The organism is Paraclostridium bifermentans, from assembly GCF_964259345.1.
Classification (GTDB): domain Bacteria; phylum Bacillota; class Clostridia; order Peptostreptococcales; family Peptostreptococcaceae; genus Paraclostridium; species Paraclostridium bifermentans_B.
On sequence record NZ_CAXVJR010000001.1, the window covers coordinates 303148 to 323030 of the forward strand.

The window sequence follows — 19883 nt, forward strand, 5'->3', positions numbered from 1 at the left end:
TGTAATTTGAATTAAAATTATAGATAATAGTAATTATATAATAATAATATAAATTTAATAGATAAAGAGGTAACGAATATGTCAAATGAAAATAAGTCATCAAACTTTATAAGAAACATAATAGTTAATGATTTAGAATCTAAAAAACATGATACTATCATAACTCGTTTCCCCCCAGAACCAAATGGTTATTTACATATAGGCCATGCTAAAGCTATATGCCTAAACTTTGGTTTAGCTAAAGAGTTCAACGGAAACGTAAATTTAAGATTCGATGATACAAATCCAATTAAAGAAGATACAGAATATGTAAATTCTATAAAAGAAGATGTTAAGTGGCTAGGATTTGATTGGAATAATTTATGTTTTGCATCAAATTATTTCGACGAAATGTACGAAAGAGCTGTTCTTCTTATAAAAAAAGGAAAAGCATTTGTGTGCGACTTAAATGCTGATGAAATGAGATCATACAGAGGTTCTTTAACTGAGCCTGGTAAAGAAAGTCCTTATAGAAATAGATCTATAGAAGAAAACTTAGATTTATTCGAAAGAATGAAAAGCGGAGAATTTAAAGATGGAGAAAAAACATTAAGAGCTAAAATAGATATGTCTTCTCCTAATATAAACTTAAGAGATCCTGCAATATACAGAATTTCTCATTCACACCACCACAACACTGGTGATAAATGGTGTATATATCCAATGTATGCATTTGCTCATCCACTAGAAGATGCTATAGAAGGAATAACTCATTCTTTATGTTCTTTAGAGTTCGAAGATCAAAGACCATTATACGATTGGGTTGTTAGAGAATGTGAAATGCCAGAAGTTCCTCGTCAAATAGAATTTGCTAGACTTAACCTTACAAATACTGTTATGAGTAAAAGAAAACTTAAGCAACTTGTTGATGAAGGTGTAACTGATGGATGGGATGATCCTCGTATGCCAACAATAGCAGGGCTTAGAAGAAGAGGTTATACGCCTGAAGCTATAAGAAACTTCTGTACTGAAATAGGAGTTGCTAAAGCTGACTCTACAGTTGATAGTCAAATGTTAGACTATTTCGTAAGAGAGGATTTACAACCTAAAGCTCCTCTTGCTATGGGTGTTTTAAAACCACTTAAATTAGTTATAACTAATTATCCTGAAGGTCAAGTTGAAATGCTTGAAATAGAAAATAACGCTAAAGATGAAACTAAGGGTAAAAGATTAGTTCCATTCTCTAGAGAATTATATATAGAACAAGACGACTTTATGATAGAGCCAGTTAAAAAGTACTTTAGACTATTCCCTGGAAATGAAGTTAGATTAAAGGGTGCTTATTTTGTTAAGTGTAATGAGTTCATAACTGACGAAGAAGGAAATGTAACTGAAATTCACTGTACATACGATCCTGAAACTAAGAGTGGATCAGGATTCACTGGACGTAAAGTTAAAGCAACTATACATTGGGTAGATGCTAATAGTTGTGTCCCTTGTGAGTTTAGATTATTTGAACCATTAATCTTAGATGATGCTCCAGAAAATGAAGGCAAGCACTTCTTAGAGCAAATAAACCCTAACTCTATTGAAATAGTTCAAGGGTTCGCTGAAAAAACAGCTATAGAAAATGCTCAAGCTCAAGATAAGTTCCAGTTTGTAAGACACGGATTCTTTAATGTAGATTCTAAATATACTACTGAAGATAAATTAGTATTTAATAGAATAGTACCATTAAAAAGTTCTTTTAAACCAAAGAAATAATATATAAAAGACATCTTAATATTAAGATGTCTTTTTATGTGTTTAAATATATTATCAATCTAGATTTTGTAATCATAAACATCATTGCTGTTGTAAATGTTATAAGTGTTAATTTAAATGATAAGCTCTATTAGGAGCTTATCTATATTTTTATTGTAGTTTTATCTAAGAACTCAATTTTAGAATCTATATCTTTTAAATCTTTAACTAATTTTTCTAATGCCAAATCTTTTTTCTTAGCTTCTATCATAATATCAAAATCTCTATCTACTATTTCTTTTGCTAAATGTAAAAACTCTAAAAAATCTTTAGCATTTATATAATCAGCATGTTTTCTATCATTTTCAAATTCTCTAGGTGTTGAAAAATGAACTTTAGGTGGTAATATGTCATTATCCCATGTATTAAAAATATTTTTTAATATTTTTTTTAAATCCGTTCCTTCATTTTTACATATGTGATGGTGCACATCTAATACCATAGGAAGCTTTGTGTCTTTACAAATATCAAGAACATCCGTTGCTGTAAAAATTTTATCATCATTTTCTAATATTAACTTTTTTACAATATCATTTGGAAAATATTTCAGGTTATCTATAAATCTTTTCATTGATTCTTCTTTTCCACCTTGTGCTCCACCTATATGAATTACCATTTTACCATTTTTATAATTAATATCTTCAAATAACTGACTTTGAAATTTTAAATTAGTTATAGTATTATTTACTACGTTTTCCTTTATACTGTTAATAACATTGAATTGATCTGGATGAGTATCAACTCTCATGTCACTATTTTTTATTATATTTCCTATATGCTCAAAATCTCTTTTAAAGTACTGTCTATAGTTAAACTCTACATCTGGATGAGTTACTAAAGGTATTAAATTAGAAGTTATTCTATAAAAATGAATATTATTAGCTATATTATAATTAAGTATTTTTTCTAAATCTACTATATTTGATCTAGTGACTTCTTTTAATTTATTCAGTCGTTCTGTCTCACTTTTGATTTTAGAATATCTTGAATAAGTTACAGTACTAGAGGAAGTAACTTTTGGTAAATTTAATGCAATTGCTACATATCCTAATCTTATCTTCATAAATATCTCCTTTAATTTATATTATAAATTTAGTTTGTTCTTTCTAATTTATAATATTCTTTAATAATTAAAGAGAAATCATTTAAATTAAGATATAAAATATAAAAAAATAGCTTCAAAATTTATAAATTTTAAAGCTATTTTTTATTAAACTTATACTAAATATTTATTTACTATTTCATCTAATTCTTCTTCATTATTATCTATATAGTCGTAGAATTCTAAGTCAGATTTTTCTATAGCATTTGATATATCATATAATAAATTTGGAACATCTTTTCTTAGTATATCTCCATATTTTTTACCTAATTTAGTATTATCTTCTCCAACTCTTCCACCTATATGAAGTTCGAAAGCATCTTCTGTTTTATCATTTACTCTCTTTTTCTTTCCTGCAAAACCTATAGGTGCAACTTGGTGAGTTCCACAAGAGTTATTACATCCTGATATATGAACTCTTGGTAATACATCACTTTCATAGCCTTTTTCTTCTAAGTAATTTATTATTTCCTCTAAAGCTTGTTGACTCTCTGCTATACCCATTTGACATATAGGTACACCTATACATGCTGTACTTTGTTGTATTTTATATTTTCCAGTTATATCTTTAGTTATATCTAAAACTTTTTTAGCTTCTTCTCCATTTAAGTTTCTTATATAGAAACCTTCACTCATTGCAAGTCTTATTTCTACATCTTCTATATCTTTTATAACATCTATTATTTTATCTAAATCAGATACTTTTAATTGTCCACTCACAGGATGTACATATACAGCATATAATCCTTCTTGTTTTTGTTCAAATAATCTATTATCTTTTAATTCTATTTTTATACCTTCTTTATTGTAATCCTTTGATTTTATTTCTAAATCTAAATTAGAATTTTCTTTAACCTCTTTTAAATGTTTTTTATAACACTCTATTAAAGCTTCTTCTCCCATTTCCATAAGTATATATCTTGTACGAGCTTTATTTTTATTTTCATAATTTCCTTTTTCTATAAATAAATTAGTCATAGCTTCAACATGATATAATACATCTTTAGGTTCTACTAATTCATCATATTCAGCACCCTTTATAGGATTTTTACCCATACCTCCTGCTATGTATACTTTAAAGTATTCTTTTCCATCTTTTTTAACAGCTAAAAATCCTAAATCATTTATAGTTGCATTTGCTGCATCTTTTGGTGAACTTGAGAAAGATACTTTTAGTTTTCTCGGTAGTTTATATGTTGTTATCTTACTCATAAAATGTTCATTTACTTTAGTTGCATAATAAGTTACATCAAATGCTTCTTCTGGGTCTACTCCAGATAATGGTGATATAGCAACATTTCTTGGAAAGTTACCACCACCTCCTCTAGTATACATATCTTTGTGTATACCTTCTTCCATTATGTCACATACTTCATCTATTGTTAGTCCATGAAGTTGTATAGCTTGTCTAGTTGTTAAATGTATTTGATTTAAATTGTATTTATGAGAAAAATATTGAACTAATTTTAATTGTTCAAAATTTAATATCCCTGAAGCTACTCTAAGTCTTATCATAAAGCTTTGTCCATCACGTTGAGCGTATACTCCCATACCTCCAGATGCATGTTTAAAATCCATTTTAGACATTTCTTTATTTAAAAATTTATGTCCTTTTTCTCTAAATGCTGGTATTTCATCTAATAATGTTTGTTTAAAAGCGTCCATTTTTATCTTCCTTCCCTTTGGCATATAATACCTTTTCTCTACGACTATATTTTATGACATTTTTCTACAAAATGAAAATTGATTCTTTCTATTATAATCATTAATATTTCAAATGATTGATTTTTTATACACGAGTTTTTGCATAATAAAAAAAGATATCTTTTTTTCAAGATATCTTTTTTTATTATTTTTTATATATACCCCAAAAAGTTTCTACAGTTTCTTTTGTAGGTGGTTTTGTAAGTTTTGAGATAATAACAAATGAAATAAGAGATATAATTAAAGGAAGTACAATTGTATGCATTCCTAAAGGCCTTGGCCATACATAACTAAATAATATATATGTTCCTATTCCAGTTACTATGGATGCTATAGCTCCACTTGCATTTGCTCTTTTCCAGTATAACCCTAAAATTATTGGCCATAAAAATGTAGATATTATTCCTGCATTAGCATATAAGTTTAACCATACTATTAAATCTGGCGGGTTTATAGCTACTATATATATTATGATTCCTAAAATAGTTGTTACTATTAAACTTATAGTACCTGTTTTTTTAGAATCTGTTTTTACCTTAGGGTTTATATAATTAGTATATATATCGTTAACTATAGCTCCTGAAGCAACTAATAACTGTGAGTCTACAGTTGACATTATAGAAGCTAATGGTCCTGCTAATAAAATCCCCGCAATAACCGATGGAAATAATTGTGTTGTTATCGTTGGAATAACTAAATCTCCTGAATCTATTCCAAATACTAATGTACTTGAAAAAGCACCTACTAAATGCATTCCAAGAAGTAATACCATAGATACTATAGTTCCATATTTTATTCCATCATGTAAACTTTTAGTGTCTTTATAGCTCATTGCTCTTTGAGATACTGAAGGTATTCCTACTACTGCAAACCCTACTAATATCCAAAATGATGTTACCCATGCTATAGACATCATCCCAGGGTCTACGCCAAAAGGAGTTATCATTCCTTCATTTATATTTTTCATATTATCTATTATATTTGGTATACCTCCACCTGCAATAACAGTTCCTACAAATATAGAAATTGTAGCTATAGTCATTATAACTCCTTGTATAGCATCAGATAGAGTTACAGCTCTAAATCCACCAATTACTGTGTGAACTATTACAGTTACCCCAAAAGCTGTTAAAGCTATTTTATAATCTAATCCTACAGATCCTTGTAAAAGTCTAGCTGCTCCTACCCATTGAGCTGCCATAGCTGCTATAAAAAATATTACTATTGATGACGATGTTAATATTACAACTACATCTGATTTATACCTTTCTCTTAAGAAATCAGTTATAGTTACTGCATTTATTTTTCTTGCTATTATTGCAAACTTTTTTCCAAGTACAGCCAGAGTAAAATACCCAGTTGGCATTTGTGCCATAGCTAAAAATACCCATCCTAGTCCCTGTGTATAAGCCGTTCCAGGTCCTCCTATAAAGCTTCCGGCACTAAGATAAGTAGTAACTAATGTCATAGCTAAAACAAATCCGCCTAAATCTCTTCCTCCTGTCATGTATTCATCCATGAAGCCTTTTTCACCATTAGCTTTATTTTTAGCTCTACTTACAAACTTCATAGAGTAAACTCCTACTAAAAATACTGCTATAAAGTATAATATAATAGGTAATAATACTTGATAATTTATGTATTTCATTACTTATATTCCTTTCTATATTCTTTTGCTTCTTCTTCAGTTAATGCATCTAATGACATATTCTTAAAAAATTTATTTATCATAACAACAGTTAATATTGAAAATAATATACCTCCAACTATACAACTCATAAAAAACCAAGATGGAAATCCTAATATATATGAATATTCATTGACCGGCTTTCTTCCTAGTCCGTAACCAAATCCAAACCACCAAACTAAATTTACTATACCTAGAATTAATCCCATTATAGCTTCTTTATTGCATTGTTTGTACCTAGGATCTTCTTCAAATTCTTTTTTATTTTCCTTCATATTGAAATTCTCCTTTTTAAAACTTTACTTACTATAATATGTCCAAAATAAACTTTTCCTATTTTAGAAAAAATTATAAGTATACAATATACATTAAAAATATACATTATATGGATAGATATGTCTACACAATATAAAAATTTCACTAAATTCATTTTTTAATACACAAAAAAAACTTGCAAAGTATATACTTTGCAAGTTTTCCTATTATAAATTTAGCAAGTAGCTCCACCTACTGTATGAAGATCTGCTTCTAATATTTCTTCTTTTCTATCAAATATCTCATTGCCTAAAACCTGAGCTTCCATATTCTCTAAACCTATTCTATCTATCATATCTCCAAAACGCTCTCCAGTTTTACCTTGTTCTCTATATACAAGTATAGCTTTTTCTAGTATACTCATCATTTCTTCTTCATTATATATTCCTGTTATAGGAGTTCCAGGTCTTGATGCTTTACCCCATTTACCACCTAAGTATATTTTAAGTCCTTTTTTACCTTCTTCTATAGCATCAAAATGGCACTTTCCTATACATAATCCACAGTTATTACATTTTTCTCTATCTATTACCGCTTTTCCATCTATCATTGATATTGCTCCAACTTTACAAGTTTCTTTTGGAGCACATTTTTTACATCCTGAACACATATCTTCATCAAATTCAGGAACAAATTGTCCTATTACTCCAAAATCGTTTAAACTAGGTTTTACACAGTTATTTGGACATCCACCTACTCCTATTTTAAACTTATGTGGAAGTTTTACATCATACCATTTTTCATAGAATTCCTTATGTAATGTAGTTCCTATTTCTTGTGTATCACATAATCCAAATGTACATACAGTCCCTTTACATGGAACTATAGGTCTAACTCTTGAACCAGTTCCTCCTGATACTAAATTATCTTTCTTTAAATATTCCTTAGTGTTTTCTATATCTTCATACTCTATACCAGGTATCTCTAATGTTAATCTTGATGTTAATGATATATTTCCATTTCCATATTTCTTAGCTATTTCAGCTACATTTATTAATTGATCTGCTGTTATAGCTCCATTTTCAGTTATAACCCTACATGAAAAGTGCTTTCCATCATTATTTGATAAAAATCCTTGCCCCTTAACTTCTTTTCTCATTGCTTCTGTTATTTTCATATTAATTTACCCCCATCTCAGTATTTATTTCTTTATTTAAAGCTAATCCACCCTCTAAAATTTGTATATCTTTATATCCAAAGTGTTTCATTCTATTATATGCCAAATATGCCCTTTTCCCTCTAGCACATACTAAAAGTATTTTATCTTCTAATTCAAATCCATCTATCTTACCATTAAGTGTTGCTAAATCTATATATGGTATCCCTTCTAATTGAGGTTTTTTATTTACATCAGCTAATTTATATTCATCTTGATTTTCTATAAACTCATTGTATCTAATTACCTTAACATCTCCATCTATTTTATTTAAAAGCACGTTTGCAGCATGACCTAAAGGATGTATTGCTGTTGAAAATGGTGGTGCATATGCTAAATCTAGATTTTGTAAGTCAGCTATTGTAGCATTAAATGTTATAGCTGTTGCTACTATATCTATTTGCTTATCTACATTTCCTTCTCCAAATATTTGAGCTCCTAATAGTTTTTTAGTATTTTTATCAGCTATAAGCTTTATAATTATCATTTTAGAATCTGGATAATAATGTGCTTTATCATCAATTGGAACAATTACACTTTCCACTTCATATCCTGCATTTACAGCATCTTTTTCAGTTAATCCTGTTCTTGCTGCATTTAAATCTAATAGTTTAACTATTCCTGTTCCTAATACTCCATTAAATGGTGTCTTTTCTCCACTTAAAGTTTTTGCTAAGCATCTACCTTCTTTATTTGCTGAAGATCCCATCGGAGACCAAGCAGGCTTTCCACTTAATATATTTTTAACTGTTACGCAGTCTCCTACTGCATATATATTTTCATCATTTGTTTGCATATACTCATTAACTTTGATAGTTCTATTAGGTTCAAGTTCTAATCCACAGTCACTTGCAATTTTTGTATTAGCTCTTATACCTACTGCCATTACTATCATATCTGCTTTCATAGCTCTTTTATCTGTTCTTACCTTAGTTACTTTTTCTTCTCCTTCTATAGAAGTCAGTCTTTCTTTAGTTAAAACCATTATTCCATTATCTACAAGTTCATCTTCAACATAAGAACAAACTTCATCATCAAATCCTGGCATTATGTGATCCATTGCTTCAACTAAAGTAGTCTTAACACCCATCTCATGAAGATTTTCAGCAACTTCAAGGCCTATAAATCCTCCACCTACTACTACTGCTCTTTTTACATTTTTACTTTCTACAACTTCACGAACAGCTATTGCATCATTAGGTGTTCTCATATAATAAACACCATCCAAATCAATACCTTCAATCGGTGGCTTAACTGGATCTGCTCCTGTAGCTATAACTAATTTGTCATATTTAAAACTTAATTCTTCACCATTTATTAAATTTTTAGCTTTAACACTTTTATTTTCTCTATCTATCTCTATAGCTTCTATATTAGTTTTAACTTCAACTTGAGTTAAATCTGAAAAGCTTTTAGGTGTATTTACTATTAAATCTTCTTTATTTTCTATAACTCCTCCAACATAGTAAGGAAGCCCACATCCTGCATAAGATATGTTTTCTCCCTTTGTTATAAGAGTTACGTTAAAATCTCTATTTTCACGTTTTAATTTTGCAGCTGTCTTAGTCCCTGCTGCCACTCCCCCAATTACTAATATATCCATGTTACCCCTCCAGATTTATATTAATATATTTTTAACAATTTCTTCTTACTTAAAGTGTAACAACGCTTTCCTATAATGTAAAATTATAAAAATTTATTGATTTATAAATTTTACTTATAGTACACTTTAATTATCAAAAGGGGGATTATAGAATACTATGATAGATTTTAGATTAAAAACATTTATTGATTTATGTGAAACTAAAAGTTATACAAAAACTGCAAAAAGATTATGTATTACTCAACCTGCTGTTAGCCAGCATATTAAATATATCGAGTCTCAATACGATATAAAACTATTTGATTACGTAGGTAAAACTTTAACATTAACAAAAACAGGGGAAGAGTTTTTAAATCATGTATTAAAATTAAAAACAATGTCATTGTCTATTGAGAATAATTTAAAAAATTCAACTTATACAAGTAAACCATTATCATTTGGAGCAACAAGAAGTATTGGTGAGTTTGTAATGCCTAGTATTATAAAAAATTACTTAACTGAATTTCCTAATTCTAATTTATCCATGGTAGTAGATAATACCAAAACACTTTTGGATATGTTAAAAAAAGGGAATTTAGAGTTTTGCTTTATAGAAGGTCATTTTAATAAGTCTGATTATGAAACTCATTTATTAAGCTATGAAGATTTTGTGTTTATCGCTTCACCTAAAAACCCACTTTCTAAGAAATCCAATTTAAGTGTGGAAGACTTGCTTGGTGAAAATTTAATTTTAAGAGAGAATGGTTCTGGTAGCAGAGAAATATTTGAAGTATGGCTTTATGAAAAAAATTATACAACTAAAAACTTCTCTACCCTTTTACAAATTGGAAATATCAATTTAATAAAAGATTTAGTTAAAAATAATTTTGGTATATCTATAATTTACAAAGTCGCTGTAATGGATGATATAAAAAACGGCGATATTGTTGTTTTAGATGTTAATTCAATGAAATTATCTCATGAATTTAATTTTATATTTTTAAAAGACTCTATATTTGCTGATGATTATATAAATTTTTATAATAAAATAAAATTACTTTAGGAATTTTTAGAAAATTTTTTATAAATTTTATTTTATTATAAATTCTTTTAAAATGGCTTTTTTACTAAATTTCGTCCTATTTTTATATAGACAATTTTTAAATTTGATATTTAAGTTTTAAAAAAAGTTGTTGTGAAATCTTTTTCCTAGGTGCTATAATTCAAATCAAGAACTAGATAAATATTTAACTAACAATTCAAAAGTTAATATTTACTTTTCAAGGGGGGAATTATTTATGTCGACAGGAATGTTGATGGGACTAGGAGTTTGTGTTATTTTAGCTGGTATTTCTACATTTTTAGGAGGACTTCAGCATATAATTGGAGCTCCTATGATAGGTTTATTCTTAGGTGCTTTGCTAGGTAATATAAATCCAGCTAAAGGAGATTATAAAAAAGGGACTACGTATGCAGCAAAAAAGCTTTTAAAATTTGGTATAATTTTAGCAGGTGCTACACTTAATTTTAACGCTATAATTCAAACTGGTGGAACTGCTCTTCCACTAATTATTACAAATATTTGTATGTCATTTTTAACAGCATTATTAGTAGGTAAAATGCTTGGGGTTTCAATAAATACTAGAAGATTGGTAGGCTCTGGTACTGCTATATGTGGTGGTACTGCTATAGCTACAGTAAGTCCAATTATAAATGCAAATGATGATGAAATGGCTTATGCATTAACTGCAATATTTTTATTTGATGTGTTTGCGGCTCTAGCGTTCCCATTTATAGGTCAAAGTTTAAATTTAACACCAGATCAATTTGGTTTACTTGCAGGTACTGCAATTAGTGATACTTCTAGTGTTGTAGCTGCTGGAGATACTTTTGCTAAACTTATAGGAGTTTCTGCTGCTGCTGAATTACCAGTTATAGTAAAACTTACACGTACAACATTTTTAGTTGTTGTTGCTATTGTATTTACTATAGTTATGGTTAATGAAAAAAGAAAAGAAGCTCAACTTGCAAGTGCAACTGATGGCACTGGTGCAAGTAGTGAACCTGAAAAATCTTTTGGAAAAATAGTTATGGATGTTTTCCCTTGGTTTATACTAGGATTTTTAGGTATGGCTATACTTAACACTTTTGGTGTTTTTCCAGAAGCTATGGAACCATTTTTCAAAAAAGGCTATAAGTTTTTAGTTACTACAGCTTTAGTTGGAGTTGGGTATAAAATAAATATAAAAGATTTATTTACAAAGGGTGTAAAACCTATGATACTAGGTGGGGTAACTTGGGCTACTGTAGCAGTTGTAGCTATGGCTTATGTCACAATTATAATGTAGAGTTAATAAAAATAGCTATATCATCTTAAAATATTTAAGGTTTGATATAGCTATTTGCTATTTTTATTATTTTTTAAAATTAACTTTTCTTATATTATCTTTATTCGGTTTAGCCGTATTTTTTGATAAAGTTCCATCCTTTAATCCAAGTAATTCTTCTACATCTTGAGGATATATACTAAGACCATAATTTGATAAGTTATTCATGAATAACCCTTCATTCATTATTTTTCCTTCAATCATCATATCAAATGATTTTTTAAGAAGTATTGGATGAGTAGATTTTATATTATCATCTAATGGCTCCTTTTTAGACCATCCTTTTTTATCCATTTCATTCATTAAATACATATATTTTTTATAACTCACTTTTCCAAGTTGGTAGCCACGTAAAATCATAGCCCATACTGGTACTATCCATTTTTTCTTAAGTTCTAAATAATCTTCTAATTCATAAGCTTTTTCTAAGTCCACTATAAAACTTTCTTTAGGCATTAAAAATGCACATGCAAATTCATCTTTTGAAAACTTTTTAGACTGTATATTAGCTTCTGTAGCTATTATATATGCAAGTTCATATGCTAGATCATAGTTTCTTATAGGTGCTGATTTTCTATCATTTCCTAAAGATATAAAGTATCTAGAATCTTTACCAATAGTTTGCTTTTGACTAAATGCTAAAGCTCCTTTTTTATCTATATTTGTAGCAGATATAAATATTCCATTTACCTCAAGTAAACTTACCATATTCCCTATTGGACCATCTCCTAATCCAAAATAATTTCTCACATTATCTGCTAACACTTCTATATCATAATTTCTATTTAGATTATTAGGTAAATTCATTTCTGGGAATTTTATATATCCTTGTATAAAATTTAATAATCTATGAGTCATAACTAGCTTTTCTTTAAAAGCTATATCATCAACTCTAGGTAATGTAGATTCAGTTCTTATATGTGTATTTTCAACAACCACATTCGCTGCATCTTTTTCGCTAAAGTAATCTCTTGGAAAACTTAGTGCATTAGCTAACTTCATTTCATTTTCTAATGTTGGCTTATATTTATCGCCTTCAAAAGCCATTATATCCTTTTTATTTAGTTTAGTTTCTTTTGCTAAAATATCTACAGTTTTAGCTCTATACACTCTAGCATTTTTAAGTTTTTTTCCATTAAATATCTTTTTACTCATATTTTTTCTACCTTTCATTTTATGTCAATAAATCTAATATTTCATCATTAGATAGATTTTTTAATACACTAGAATCAGCTAATTCATTATTTATAATATCATCAATTAACTTACTCTTGCTTTCTTGAAGCTTTACAATTTTCTCTTCTATAGTTCCTTTAGCAATTAACTTTATTACTTCTACAACTTCTCTTTGCCCTAATCTATGAGCTCTATCACTTGCTTGTTTTTCTACAGATGGGTTCCACCATGGATCAAAGTGAATAACTGTATTTGCAGAAGTTAGATTTAATCCTGTTCCTCCTGCTTTTAATGATATTAAAAATACTTTTTTAGCATTATTTTCATTAAATTCTTCAACTAATTTAATTCTTTGAGTTGCTTTAGTTTGTCCATCTAAATAGTTAAACTCTATATTTTCTTTTTCAAGTACTTCTCCTATATTTTGTAAAACACTTGTAAATTGAGAAAATACTAGCACTTTATTATCATTCTCTATATTCTCTTTTAATAATTCTATACAAGCATTTATTTTTGCACTCTTACCTTTATAATCAGTTACTATAAGACTTGGATCTAAACATAATTGTCTTAGTTTTGTTAAGTAAGAAAGAACAGTTATTTTGTCATTACTTTGGTATTTATCCTGTAGTTTTATTTGTATTTCATCTACATAAGTTTTGTATATCTTTCTTTGTTCCTTGCTTAATTCCACTAAAAACTTCTTCTCTATTTTATCTGGTAGTTCTTTTATAACTTGTTTTTTAGTTCTTCTTAAAATAAATGGTTTTATAAGTTGCTTTAGTCTTTTCATATTGCTTTCATCTTTTATAAAAATTGCATTAAACTTACTTACATTATATAAATATCCTGGCATTATGAAATCAAATATAGACCAAAGTTCTAATAAATTATTTTCTATAGGTGTTCCTGTAAGTGCAAATCTAGTTCTTGCTTGTATTCCCTTAACTGCATCTGATGCTATAGATGTTGGATTTTTAATATTTTGAGCTTCATCTATTATGCAATAATCAAAGTTTATTTCTTCATATTTTTCTCTATCATTTCTAAGAGATCCATATGTTGTTATTAGAACATCTATATTTTCAAGATTATTTATAACAGTTTCTCTTTCTTTTTTTGTACCATGAACTATTCCAACTTTTAAGGTTGGTGCAAATTTTTCAAACTCACTCTTCCAGTTATGTATAAGAGATGTAGGTGTTATAACTATACTTTTACTTCCTTTTTGTTCTAGTAAAAAGGTTATAGTCTGAATAGTTTTTCCAAGTCCCATCTCATCTGCAAGTATACCTCCAAATCCATAACTATCTAGAGTTTTAAACCACTTAAATCCATCTAATTGATAATCTCTAAGGTTTGCTTTTAACTCTTTTGGAACAGTGTAGTTTTTATTATAATATTTATTGAAATTATTTACTATATTTTTAGCATTTTCTATTCCTTCTATATAAGGTAACTTTTTCTCTGTAATTATTTCCTCTATATACAAAGTTTTACTTGCATGTATATTCATATCTTTTATACTATTTGTAAAACCTAAGCTTTCCATAAGTTTAAATATTTCTTTTGTTTCATCTTCTTCTAAATTTATAAAGTTTCCATTTTTTAATTTATAAAATCTCTTATTTGCTTTAAAAGATTTTAATATTTCTTTATATTCTTTTTCATCTACATCTTCTATTTTAAATTTAAGTTCTAAATAGTGATTTATTTCTTGTCCTAAACCTACTTTTATATTTGATGAATTGTATACTTTTTTTTCTTTAAACTTGTCTGAATAATAAACCTCTCCTATATTCTTAAGTCTATTTATCTCTTTTGTTAAAAAGTCATATAATTGAGTGTCTACACCTTTAAATACATATTTATTTTTCTCTCGTTCAAAATAATTTGTATATAATCTATAAATTGCTTCTTCTTCTTTTTGAACGTCTCTAATTATAAATTTACCGTGTTCTTCACCTTCATAATACATTTTAACATCACAAGTTATCTTTGCATCTTCTAAATCAAAATAATATTTAACAGTTAAATCTTTTGCTATATTCTTAGTTATACTCTCATCTATATCCAATTCATTAGATATATTTTTAAGCTTTGGGATTAAGTTAGTTAAACATTCACTTATTTCTTCATCTTCAAATTCTATCTCTTTATATTCTTTTAAAACTGAATATATTCTTTTATAATATATACCATCCATATCTGAAAGTATATATATGTTTCCATTATAAAATACTACATCTCCTTTATTAGATAACGGAGTTGGCAATTTATCTTTATTAGATATAACTATTTTGTTTCCTACTTTTTTTATATCTAAGTCCATAGGAATACTACCTTCTATAATTTCAGGTGTATATGTTTTTCTCTCATGGTTAAAAGTGAATTCCTTGTATCTTAATAATTTCATCAATCTTTTTAATAATCTAGAATTTAGTATCATATATCTGCTTTTTCTAGAATTAATACTATCGTTTATACTTAGTCCATAATCTTCTATAAATTCTGCTAGTTTTTCATCATCTTCAAAGTCACTACTTTTAGGGTCATAAATAAAATCTTTTCCATATATTATACTATTTCCCTCAACTCTAGCACTTGCAAATTCTTTAAAATTTTTTAAAGTATACATTTTATAATTTCCAATTTTAAATTCTACTTCTATAGATTCATTTAAATAGCTAGTTACATCTACTTCTAAATTAACTTTTTCTTTTGGAATAACTTTAAAGTAGTTTAATAAATCTCTATTTATAAATCTTGTATTTAATTTTGGTTTATTTTTTTGTTGGACATTTATAGCTTTTGACTTTAAATTATGAACTACACTTAACTTTAAATCATCTATTCCTTTTAACATTATACAGGCTATATGTTTACATATAAAATTATTGTCTATCGTAGTATTTTGATTAAAATCTTCACAAGTACATCCACTTGATACTATTTCTTTATTTAAGTTATCTATAATTATAAAACTATCATATATTTCTCTTTGATATTTTGAGACTACACTACCAAAAAAACTTATTTTATCATCTTCTTTTGAATAATTACCTTCTTCTATATACCCTTGTTGATAATATTCTTTTGCTCTTTGCAATCTATATTTATCTATGTTAGCTATTAATATATCATTAACTATTTTAAAATCCATTTATTCACCTAATTTCTTTTAAGTCGTAACCTTTATTATATATTTTTTAGGTTTTATGTTCAAGTTTGTATATATTAAGAATTTAAAAGTGTAGATAGGTTTATTTTACTTACACCATCTACACTTATATTTTAATATATATTTATTATTGTTTTTTTATATATTCATAACAATCATCTATACCTTTTTTGTAACTTTCAAATGAATCTTTTATATCAACATCTGGTATAGCTCCACCTTCTCCTTTTAGTAATCCATTTACACCTAGGTCATATTCTTTTGTTGAACACAATATAGTTCCAAGTTCATTAGGTCCGTCTATATATCCAAGTTCTGCAAAACAAGCTACATTTCCTCCAGTTTCACTTCCCACAAATGTTGCATTGAAAAATTCCTTCGTGTTAGCTAAGGCATCTGTTCCTGATGAAAAAGTTTCTCTTCCTGCTATAGTATATACTTTAAGCTTACTCATATCTACTTCTTTACTTATCCTTACACATAACTCTGCCATTAATGAGTTATTTCCTCCCATGTTATTTCTTAAATCGACTACAAATTTATCTATATTATCTATATTCTTATTTATAGATTCTATTAGTTCACTTGAAAATTGATAAAAGTTAGGATAATTAGGATCCTGGCTAGAACTAGTACATTCATTATATTGGAAATAGAATATATTATCTTCTTCTATAAATTTATACCAGTAAGCATCATCCATTCCTTCAGGTTTTGATTCATAAACTATATTTTTTCTATTAGGTATAGTGTCTTTATAACTTATAGTTTCCAAAGAATCGTACTCCTTAACACTTACAGTAGATATTTTTTTATTAATTTTCTTATCATCATCTTCTAGATTTAAGGTTACAGACTCACCTTCAGATATTTCTAAGTATTTTAAGTATTTATCTAAAGTTACACTATTTAAAAATAATACTTTTTTCCATTCATCATTTTCATATGACAATATTTTTTCAAACTTAGTTAAGACTTCATCTATAGGAATATCATTTATACCTACAAGCTTCATACCTAATATGTCTTTGTATTTTTTGTCTGAAACTCCTATAATCCTTATCTCATCTTCAAAATAATCAAGTTCTACAGGATATATATTCTCATTTTCAAATTTTTCTCCCCAATTAAAAGGATAATATTTAGTATGAGCATCTTTCACAGATGCTACTAGTTCTTTTAACTTAAAATGTATTTCATTGTCTGTTAATTTTTCTATGTTATTTTTTAAATCTTTTATTTTTTCATCATACTCTTCTTCTGTTATATTAGTAAATACTGCTGGGTGCATATCTTCAAGTTTCGTTGTTAAGTAATCAATTTCTTCTATCCACTTAGTTTTTCTAGCTTCTGAATCTTCATTATTTGTATTAACTTCTTGATTATTGATATTACCAACCTCTGTCGTACTGCATCCTGTTAGTGTAATAAATAATATAGCTATCATAAAGATTAACCTACAGTGTTTCAATCTATCACCTCTTTATTAATTATTAATTATTATCATCTCATGCCCATTTATTTTATCTAGATTAAATCTAATTTTATTTTCTTCTTTTGAAAACTCTATATATTTATCTTCATTGTATTTTTTTATGCTTTTAATTTCTATTTCATCTATTTCTATAGTGAATTCAATATCTTGTAACGATATTTTATCTTCTATAGTATATATATCTTGTGATTTTTTTTCTGTCATATAGTGAAGTACATGAAGTATATATTCATTAGTATTTAAATTTTTTTGAAGTGTTGTAAGTATTGTTGATGGTCCATTATGATCTACTAATTTATTTTTCATTAGTAATTCAATAGCATCTTTCATAAGTTCTTTACACCATCTTGAAGCATTTTTTCTGTATATACTAAATATAGGATGTGCAAAATATAATTTATTGTTATACAAAGTAGCTCCTGGCATTCCTATTTCTTCGCTTGATGGAGTGTGCTGATGTGAGCAAAACTTATCGTCTTCTCCTCTATTGAAATATGGTTTTACAGTATTTAGTAAAATTTTTGATTCACATGATTTTATATCTATCTTACCTAAGTACATAACAAACTCTTCTTTAGGTAAAGTTTTACCTATTGTATCATTAGGCATTATAAAGTCTCGGTCATATTTAGACTTTCCTAATCTTTCATTTTGGAAGAAATCTATTTCTTCATTTAAATCTAAGCTATCGTATGTACCTATTACTTTTCCTCCATTTTTAGTGTACTCTTCTAACTTTTCTTTTAACTTTAAGTTACCTTTTATTTCGTCAGGAATTATAACTAACTTATAATCGTTAAAATCTATATTCATGTCAACTATATCAAATTGATATGATAATTCTTGAAGCATTCTAACTGCGCCTATAAGTGCTTGTGATGTGCCTTTTGTATTATTAAAACCTTCTGGAGTTAATAATCCTATTTCTGATAAAACTTTTACATTTTCTAAATATTTTTCTTTTTCTTTTACAGATTTATATACTTTACCTATTAAGTCATATGATGCTTTAGATAGCTTTCCAGTTGGATGTAACTGATCTCCTATTGAGCACTTGCAGCCTTGAGCCAGCATATTGAAACATTCAAATTCTAAAGCTGCTTGATTTTTTAATGAATGAAAATCTCCCCAGTATGTATGAAACTTACCTGTCATTCCTAATATTTCTTTTCCTAAAAGTCTTGCAAATCTTACTGTTGTAGGAAAGTGATCATATCCCCATCCTCCACTTGGCAGAGATTCTAGTTCTAAATGAGTATAGGTATCTATAGAGTTCCAAAATCTTGGACCTATACTAGAACTATTATAAAATATTGTTTTATCCTTTGTTTTTGAATTTATTAATTCCGTAATTTCACTTCTAAATTCATCCAACATTATAGTTGAATATCTAAGCCTTTCCTCTTTTAAACTACTATCTATATTTAATTCTTTCATTTTTTCCTTACAGTAATTACAACTGCAGTCTACTTCAAGAAGTATATCCATGAAAAAACCATCAATTTTCTCTTCTCCAATAGATTCTATTATATCTATTAGATGATTTTTAAAATATTCTCTATATGGAGAATTTAAGCATATTGTATTGTAAAAGTGTGGTTTTTCAACATTTTGTGTACATAAAGGCTCTCCGTTTGCATCTCTACTTAGCCATTCTGGATAATTTCTACTTATGTACCCATCCCATTGGACAGTTGTATAAATTGGTACTTTTATACCCAACTTATGACATTCATCTATTTGCTGTATTAATAGATTTTTATTTGCTAACTTTGGATGAATCATTCTTGGATTGTTTTTAGATAGATAATATAACCATCCATGATGACACCTTGCAAAACATGTTATTGAATTTACACAAGCTTCATTTAAAGTTTTTGCAAATTTTTTGCTATCAAAATCAATTCCTATATCTTCTATGTATTCACTAGTATGAAAATCTAAATGTATTTGTCTAAAATTTAATTTTTCCATTTTACACCTCTTCATTTTTATTAACTTATCTATTTTTATTATATTTTCTATATTGTTTAATTAATTCCTTTATAAGGATATTTTTATAAATAATTAAAGGTAGCTAATTTTAGCTACCTTTTTAAAGTTCAATATATATAATTTAATTTGTTATTTGTTTTGTTAGTGCTCCTTGTCTTTTTGAAGATACTTTTTTATCTACTGTTTGACTTTCTTCATATTCTGATAAAAATTGTTGATTTATCTGAGTATGATTTACCATAGATTTAAAAGTTTGTGCCTCATTTTTATATTCATCATATTTTTTAGACTTTTTCATATAATCACCCTTTCTTAATTACT

At 27.4% G+C, this 19883-nt stretch carries 14 protein-coding genes; 3 read left to right on the top strand and 11 right to left on the bottom strand.

What is annotated here, in order from left to right; translation table 11 throughout:
- Window positions 1-78 precede the first annotated feature (78 nt).
- The gene (locus ACEXNK_RS01690) at window positions 79-1743 is read left to right on the top strand and encodes a glutamine--tRNA ligase/YqeY domain fusion protein (protein WP_373600859.1); all 1665 of its coding nucleotides are present in this window, start codon (window positions 79-81) and stop codon (window positions 1741-1743) included.
- A gap of 142 nt (window positions 1744-1885) precedes the next feature.
- Here the strand turns inward: ACEXNK_RS01690 and uvsE are convergent, their stop codons facing one another.
- The 6 genes from uvsE to ACEXNK_RS01720 all read right to left on the bottom strand — a co-directional run bounded on the left by uvsE (window position 1886) and on the right by ACEXNK_RS01720 (window position 9349).
- The gene (gene uvsE / locus ACEXNK_RS01695; protein ID WP_373600858.1) at window positions 1886-2845 is read right to left on the bottom strand and encodes a UV DNA damage repair endonuclease UvsE; all 960 of its coding nucleotides are present in this window, start codon (window positions 2843-2845) and stop codon (window positions 1886-1888) included.
- 153 nt (window positions 2846-2998) lie between these two features.
- Window positions 2999-4549 carry a nitrite/sulfite reductase gene (locus ACEXNK_RS01700; RefSeq protein WP_373600857.1) on the bottom strand — a complete coding sequence of 517 codons (1551 nt, stop codon included), beginning with the start codon at window positions 4547-4549 and terminating at the stop codon, window positions 2999-3001.
- A 184-nt stretch (window positions 4550-4733) separates the two neighbouring features.
- Window positions 4734-6236 (bottom strand): sodium/pantothenate symporter, encoded by a 1503-nt coding sequence (panF, locus tag ACEXNK_RS01705; protein ID WP_373600856.1) that lies wholly within the window; start codon window positions 6234-6236, stop codon window positions 4734-4736.
- Window positions 6236-6550, bottom strand: a complete 315-nt coding sequence (locus ACEXNK_RS01710) for a YhdT family protein (RefSeq protein ID WP_373600855.1) — start codon at window positions 6548-6550, stop codon at window positions 6236-6238. Before ACEXNK_RS01710 ends, panF begins: the two co-directional genes overlap by 1 nt.
- A 215-nt stretch (window positions 6551-6765) precedes the next feature.
- On the bottom strand, window positions 6766-7707 hold the full coding sequence (locus tag ACEXNK_RS01715) for a 4Fe-4S binding protein (RefSeq protein WP_373600854.1): 942 nt from the start codon (window positions 7705-7707) through the stop codon (window positions 6766-6768).
- Between the two features lies 1 nt (window position 7708).
- Window positions 7709-9349: an FAD-dependent oxidoreductase gene (locus ACEXNK_RS01720; RefSeq protein ID WP_373600853.1), complete on the bottom strand. Its 1641-nt coding sequence runs from the start codon at window positions 9347-9349 to the stop codon at window positions 7709-7711.
- A 157-nt stretch (window positions 9350-9506) separates the two neighbouring features.
- On the opposite strand from ACEXNK_RS01720, the gene ACEXNK_RS01725 reads away from it, so the two are divergent.
- Window positions 9507-10391 carry a LysR family transcriptional regulator gene (locus tag ACEXNK_RS01725; protein WP_373600852.1) on the top strand — a complete coding sequence of 295 codons (885 nt, stop codon included), beginning with the start codon at window positions 9507-9509 and terminating at the stop codon, window positions 10389-10391.
- Between the two features lie 235 nt (window positions 10392-10626).
- Window positions 10627-11676: a YeiH family protein gene (locus ACEXNK_RS01730; protein ID WP_373600851.1), complete on the top strand. Its 1050-nt coding sequence runs from the start codon at window positions 10627-10629 to the stop codon at window positions 11674-11676.
- A gap of 66 nt (window positions 11677-11742) precedes the next feature.
- Here the strand turns inward: ACEXNK_RS01730 and ACEXNK_RS01735 are convergent, their stop codons facing one another.
- The 5 genes from ACEXNK_RS01735 to ACEXNK_RS01755 all read right to left on the bottom strand — a co-directional run bounded on the left by ACEXNK_RS01735 (window position 11743) and on the right by ACEXNK_RS01755 (window position 19860).
- Window positions 11743-12870, bottom strand: coding sequence for an XRE family transcriptional regulator (locus ACEXNK_RS01735; RefSeq protein ID WP_373600850.1), 1128 nt, complete (start codon window positions 12868-12870; stop codon window positions 11743-11745).
- A gap of 19 nt (window positions 12871-12889) precedes the next feature.
- Entirely contained in the window at window positions 12890-16054 is a 3165-nt protein-coding gene (locus ACEXNK_RS01740; RefSeq protein WP_373600849.1) for a DEAD/DEAH box helicase, read from the bottom strand.
- 145 nt (window positions 16055-16199) lie between these two features.
- Entirely contained in the window at window positions 16200-17543 is a 1344-nt protein-coding gene (locus tag ACEXNK_RS01745) for a hypothetical protein (RefSeq protein ID WP_373601533.1), read from the bottom strand.
- Window positions 17544-17558: 15 nt separating this feature from the next.
- Entirely contained in the window at window positions 17559-19541 is a 1983-nt protein-coding gene (locus ACEXNK_RS01750; protein WP_373600847.1) for an alpha-amylase family protein, read from the bottom strand.
- A 142-nt stretch (window positions 19542-19683) separates the two neighbouring features.
- The gene (locus tag ACEXNK_RS01755; protein WP_373600846.1) at window positions 19684-19860 is read right to left on the bottom strand and encodes a hypothetical protein; all 177 of its coding nucleotides are present in this window, start codon (window positions 19858-19860) and stop codon (window positions 19684-19686) included.
- Window positions 19861-19883: the final 23 nt, after the last annotated feature.

What these genes read in the sequence shown, in the direction of transcription:
- ACEXNK_RS01725 (WP_373600852.1), top strand. Translation starts at nt 9,507, where the DNA reads ATGATAGATTTTAGATTAAAAACATTTATTGATTTATGTGAAACTAAA.
- ACEXNK_RS01730 (WP_373600851.1), top strand. Translation starts at nt 10,627, where the DNA reads ATGTCGACAGGAATGTTGATGGGACTAGGAGTTTGTGTTATTTTAGCT.
- ACEXNK_RS01715 (WP_373600854.1), bottom strand. Translation starts at nt 7,707, where the DNA reads ATGAAAATAACAGAAGCAATGAGAAAAGAAGTTAAGGGGCAAGGATTT.
- ACEXNK_RS01735 (WP_373600850.1), bottom strand. Translation starts at nt 12,870, where the DNA reads ATGAGTAAAAAGATATTTAATGGAAAAAAACTTAAAAATGCTAGAGTG.
- ACEXNK_RS01750 (WP_373600847.1), bottom strand. Translation starts at nt 19,541, where the DNA reads ATGGAAAAATTAAATTTTAGACAAATACATTTAGATTTTCATACTAGT.
- ACEXNK_RS01720 (WP_373600853.1), bottom strand. Translation starts at nt 9,349, where the DNA reads ATGGATATATTAGTAATTGGGGGAGTGGCAGCAGGGACTAAGACAGCT.
- ACEXNK_RS01690 (WP_373600859.1), top strand. Translation starts at nt 79, where the DNA reads ATGTCAAATGAAAATAAGTCATCAAACTTTATAAGAAACATAATAGTT.
- ACEXNK_RS01740 (WP_373600849.1), bottom strand. Translation starts at nt 16,054, where the DNA reads ATGGATTTTAAAATAGTTAATGATATATTAATAGCTAACATAGATAAA.
- panF (WP_373600856.1), bottom strand. Translation starts at nt 6,236, where the DNA reads ATGAAATACATAAATTATCAAGTATTATTACCTATTATATTATACTTT.
- uvsE (WP_373600858.1), bottom strand. Translation starts at nt 2,845, where the DNA reads ATGAAGATAAGATTAGGATATGTAGCAATTGCATTAAATTTACCAAAA.
- ACEXNK_RS01755 (WP_373600846.1), bottom strand. Translation starts at nt 19,860, where the DNA reads ATGAAAAAGTCTAAAAAATATGATGAATATAAAAATGAGGCACAAACT.
- ACEXNK_RS01700 (WP_373600857.1), bottom strand. Translation starts at nt 4,549, where the DNA reads ATGGACGCTTTTAAACAAACATTATTAGATGAAATACCAGCATTTAGA.
- ACEXNK_RS01710 (WP_373600855.1), bottom strand. Translation starts at nt 6,550, where the DNA reads ATGAAGGAAAATAAAAAAGAATTTGAAGAAGATCCTAGGTACAAACAA.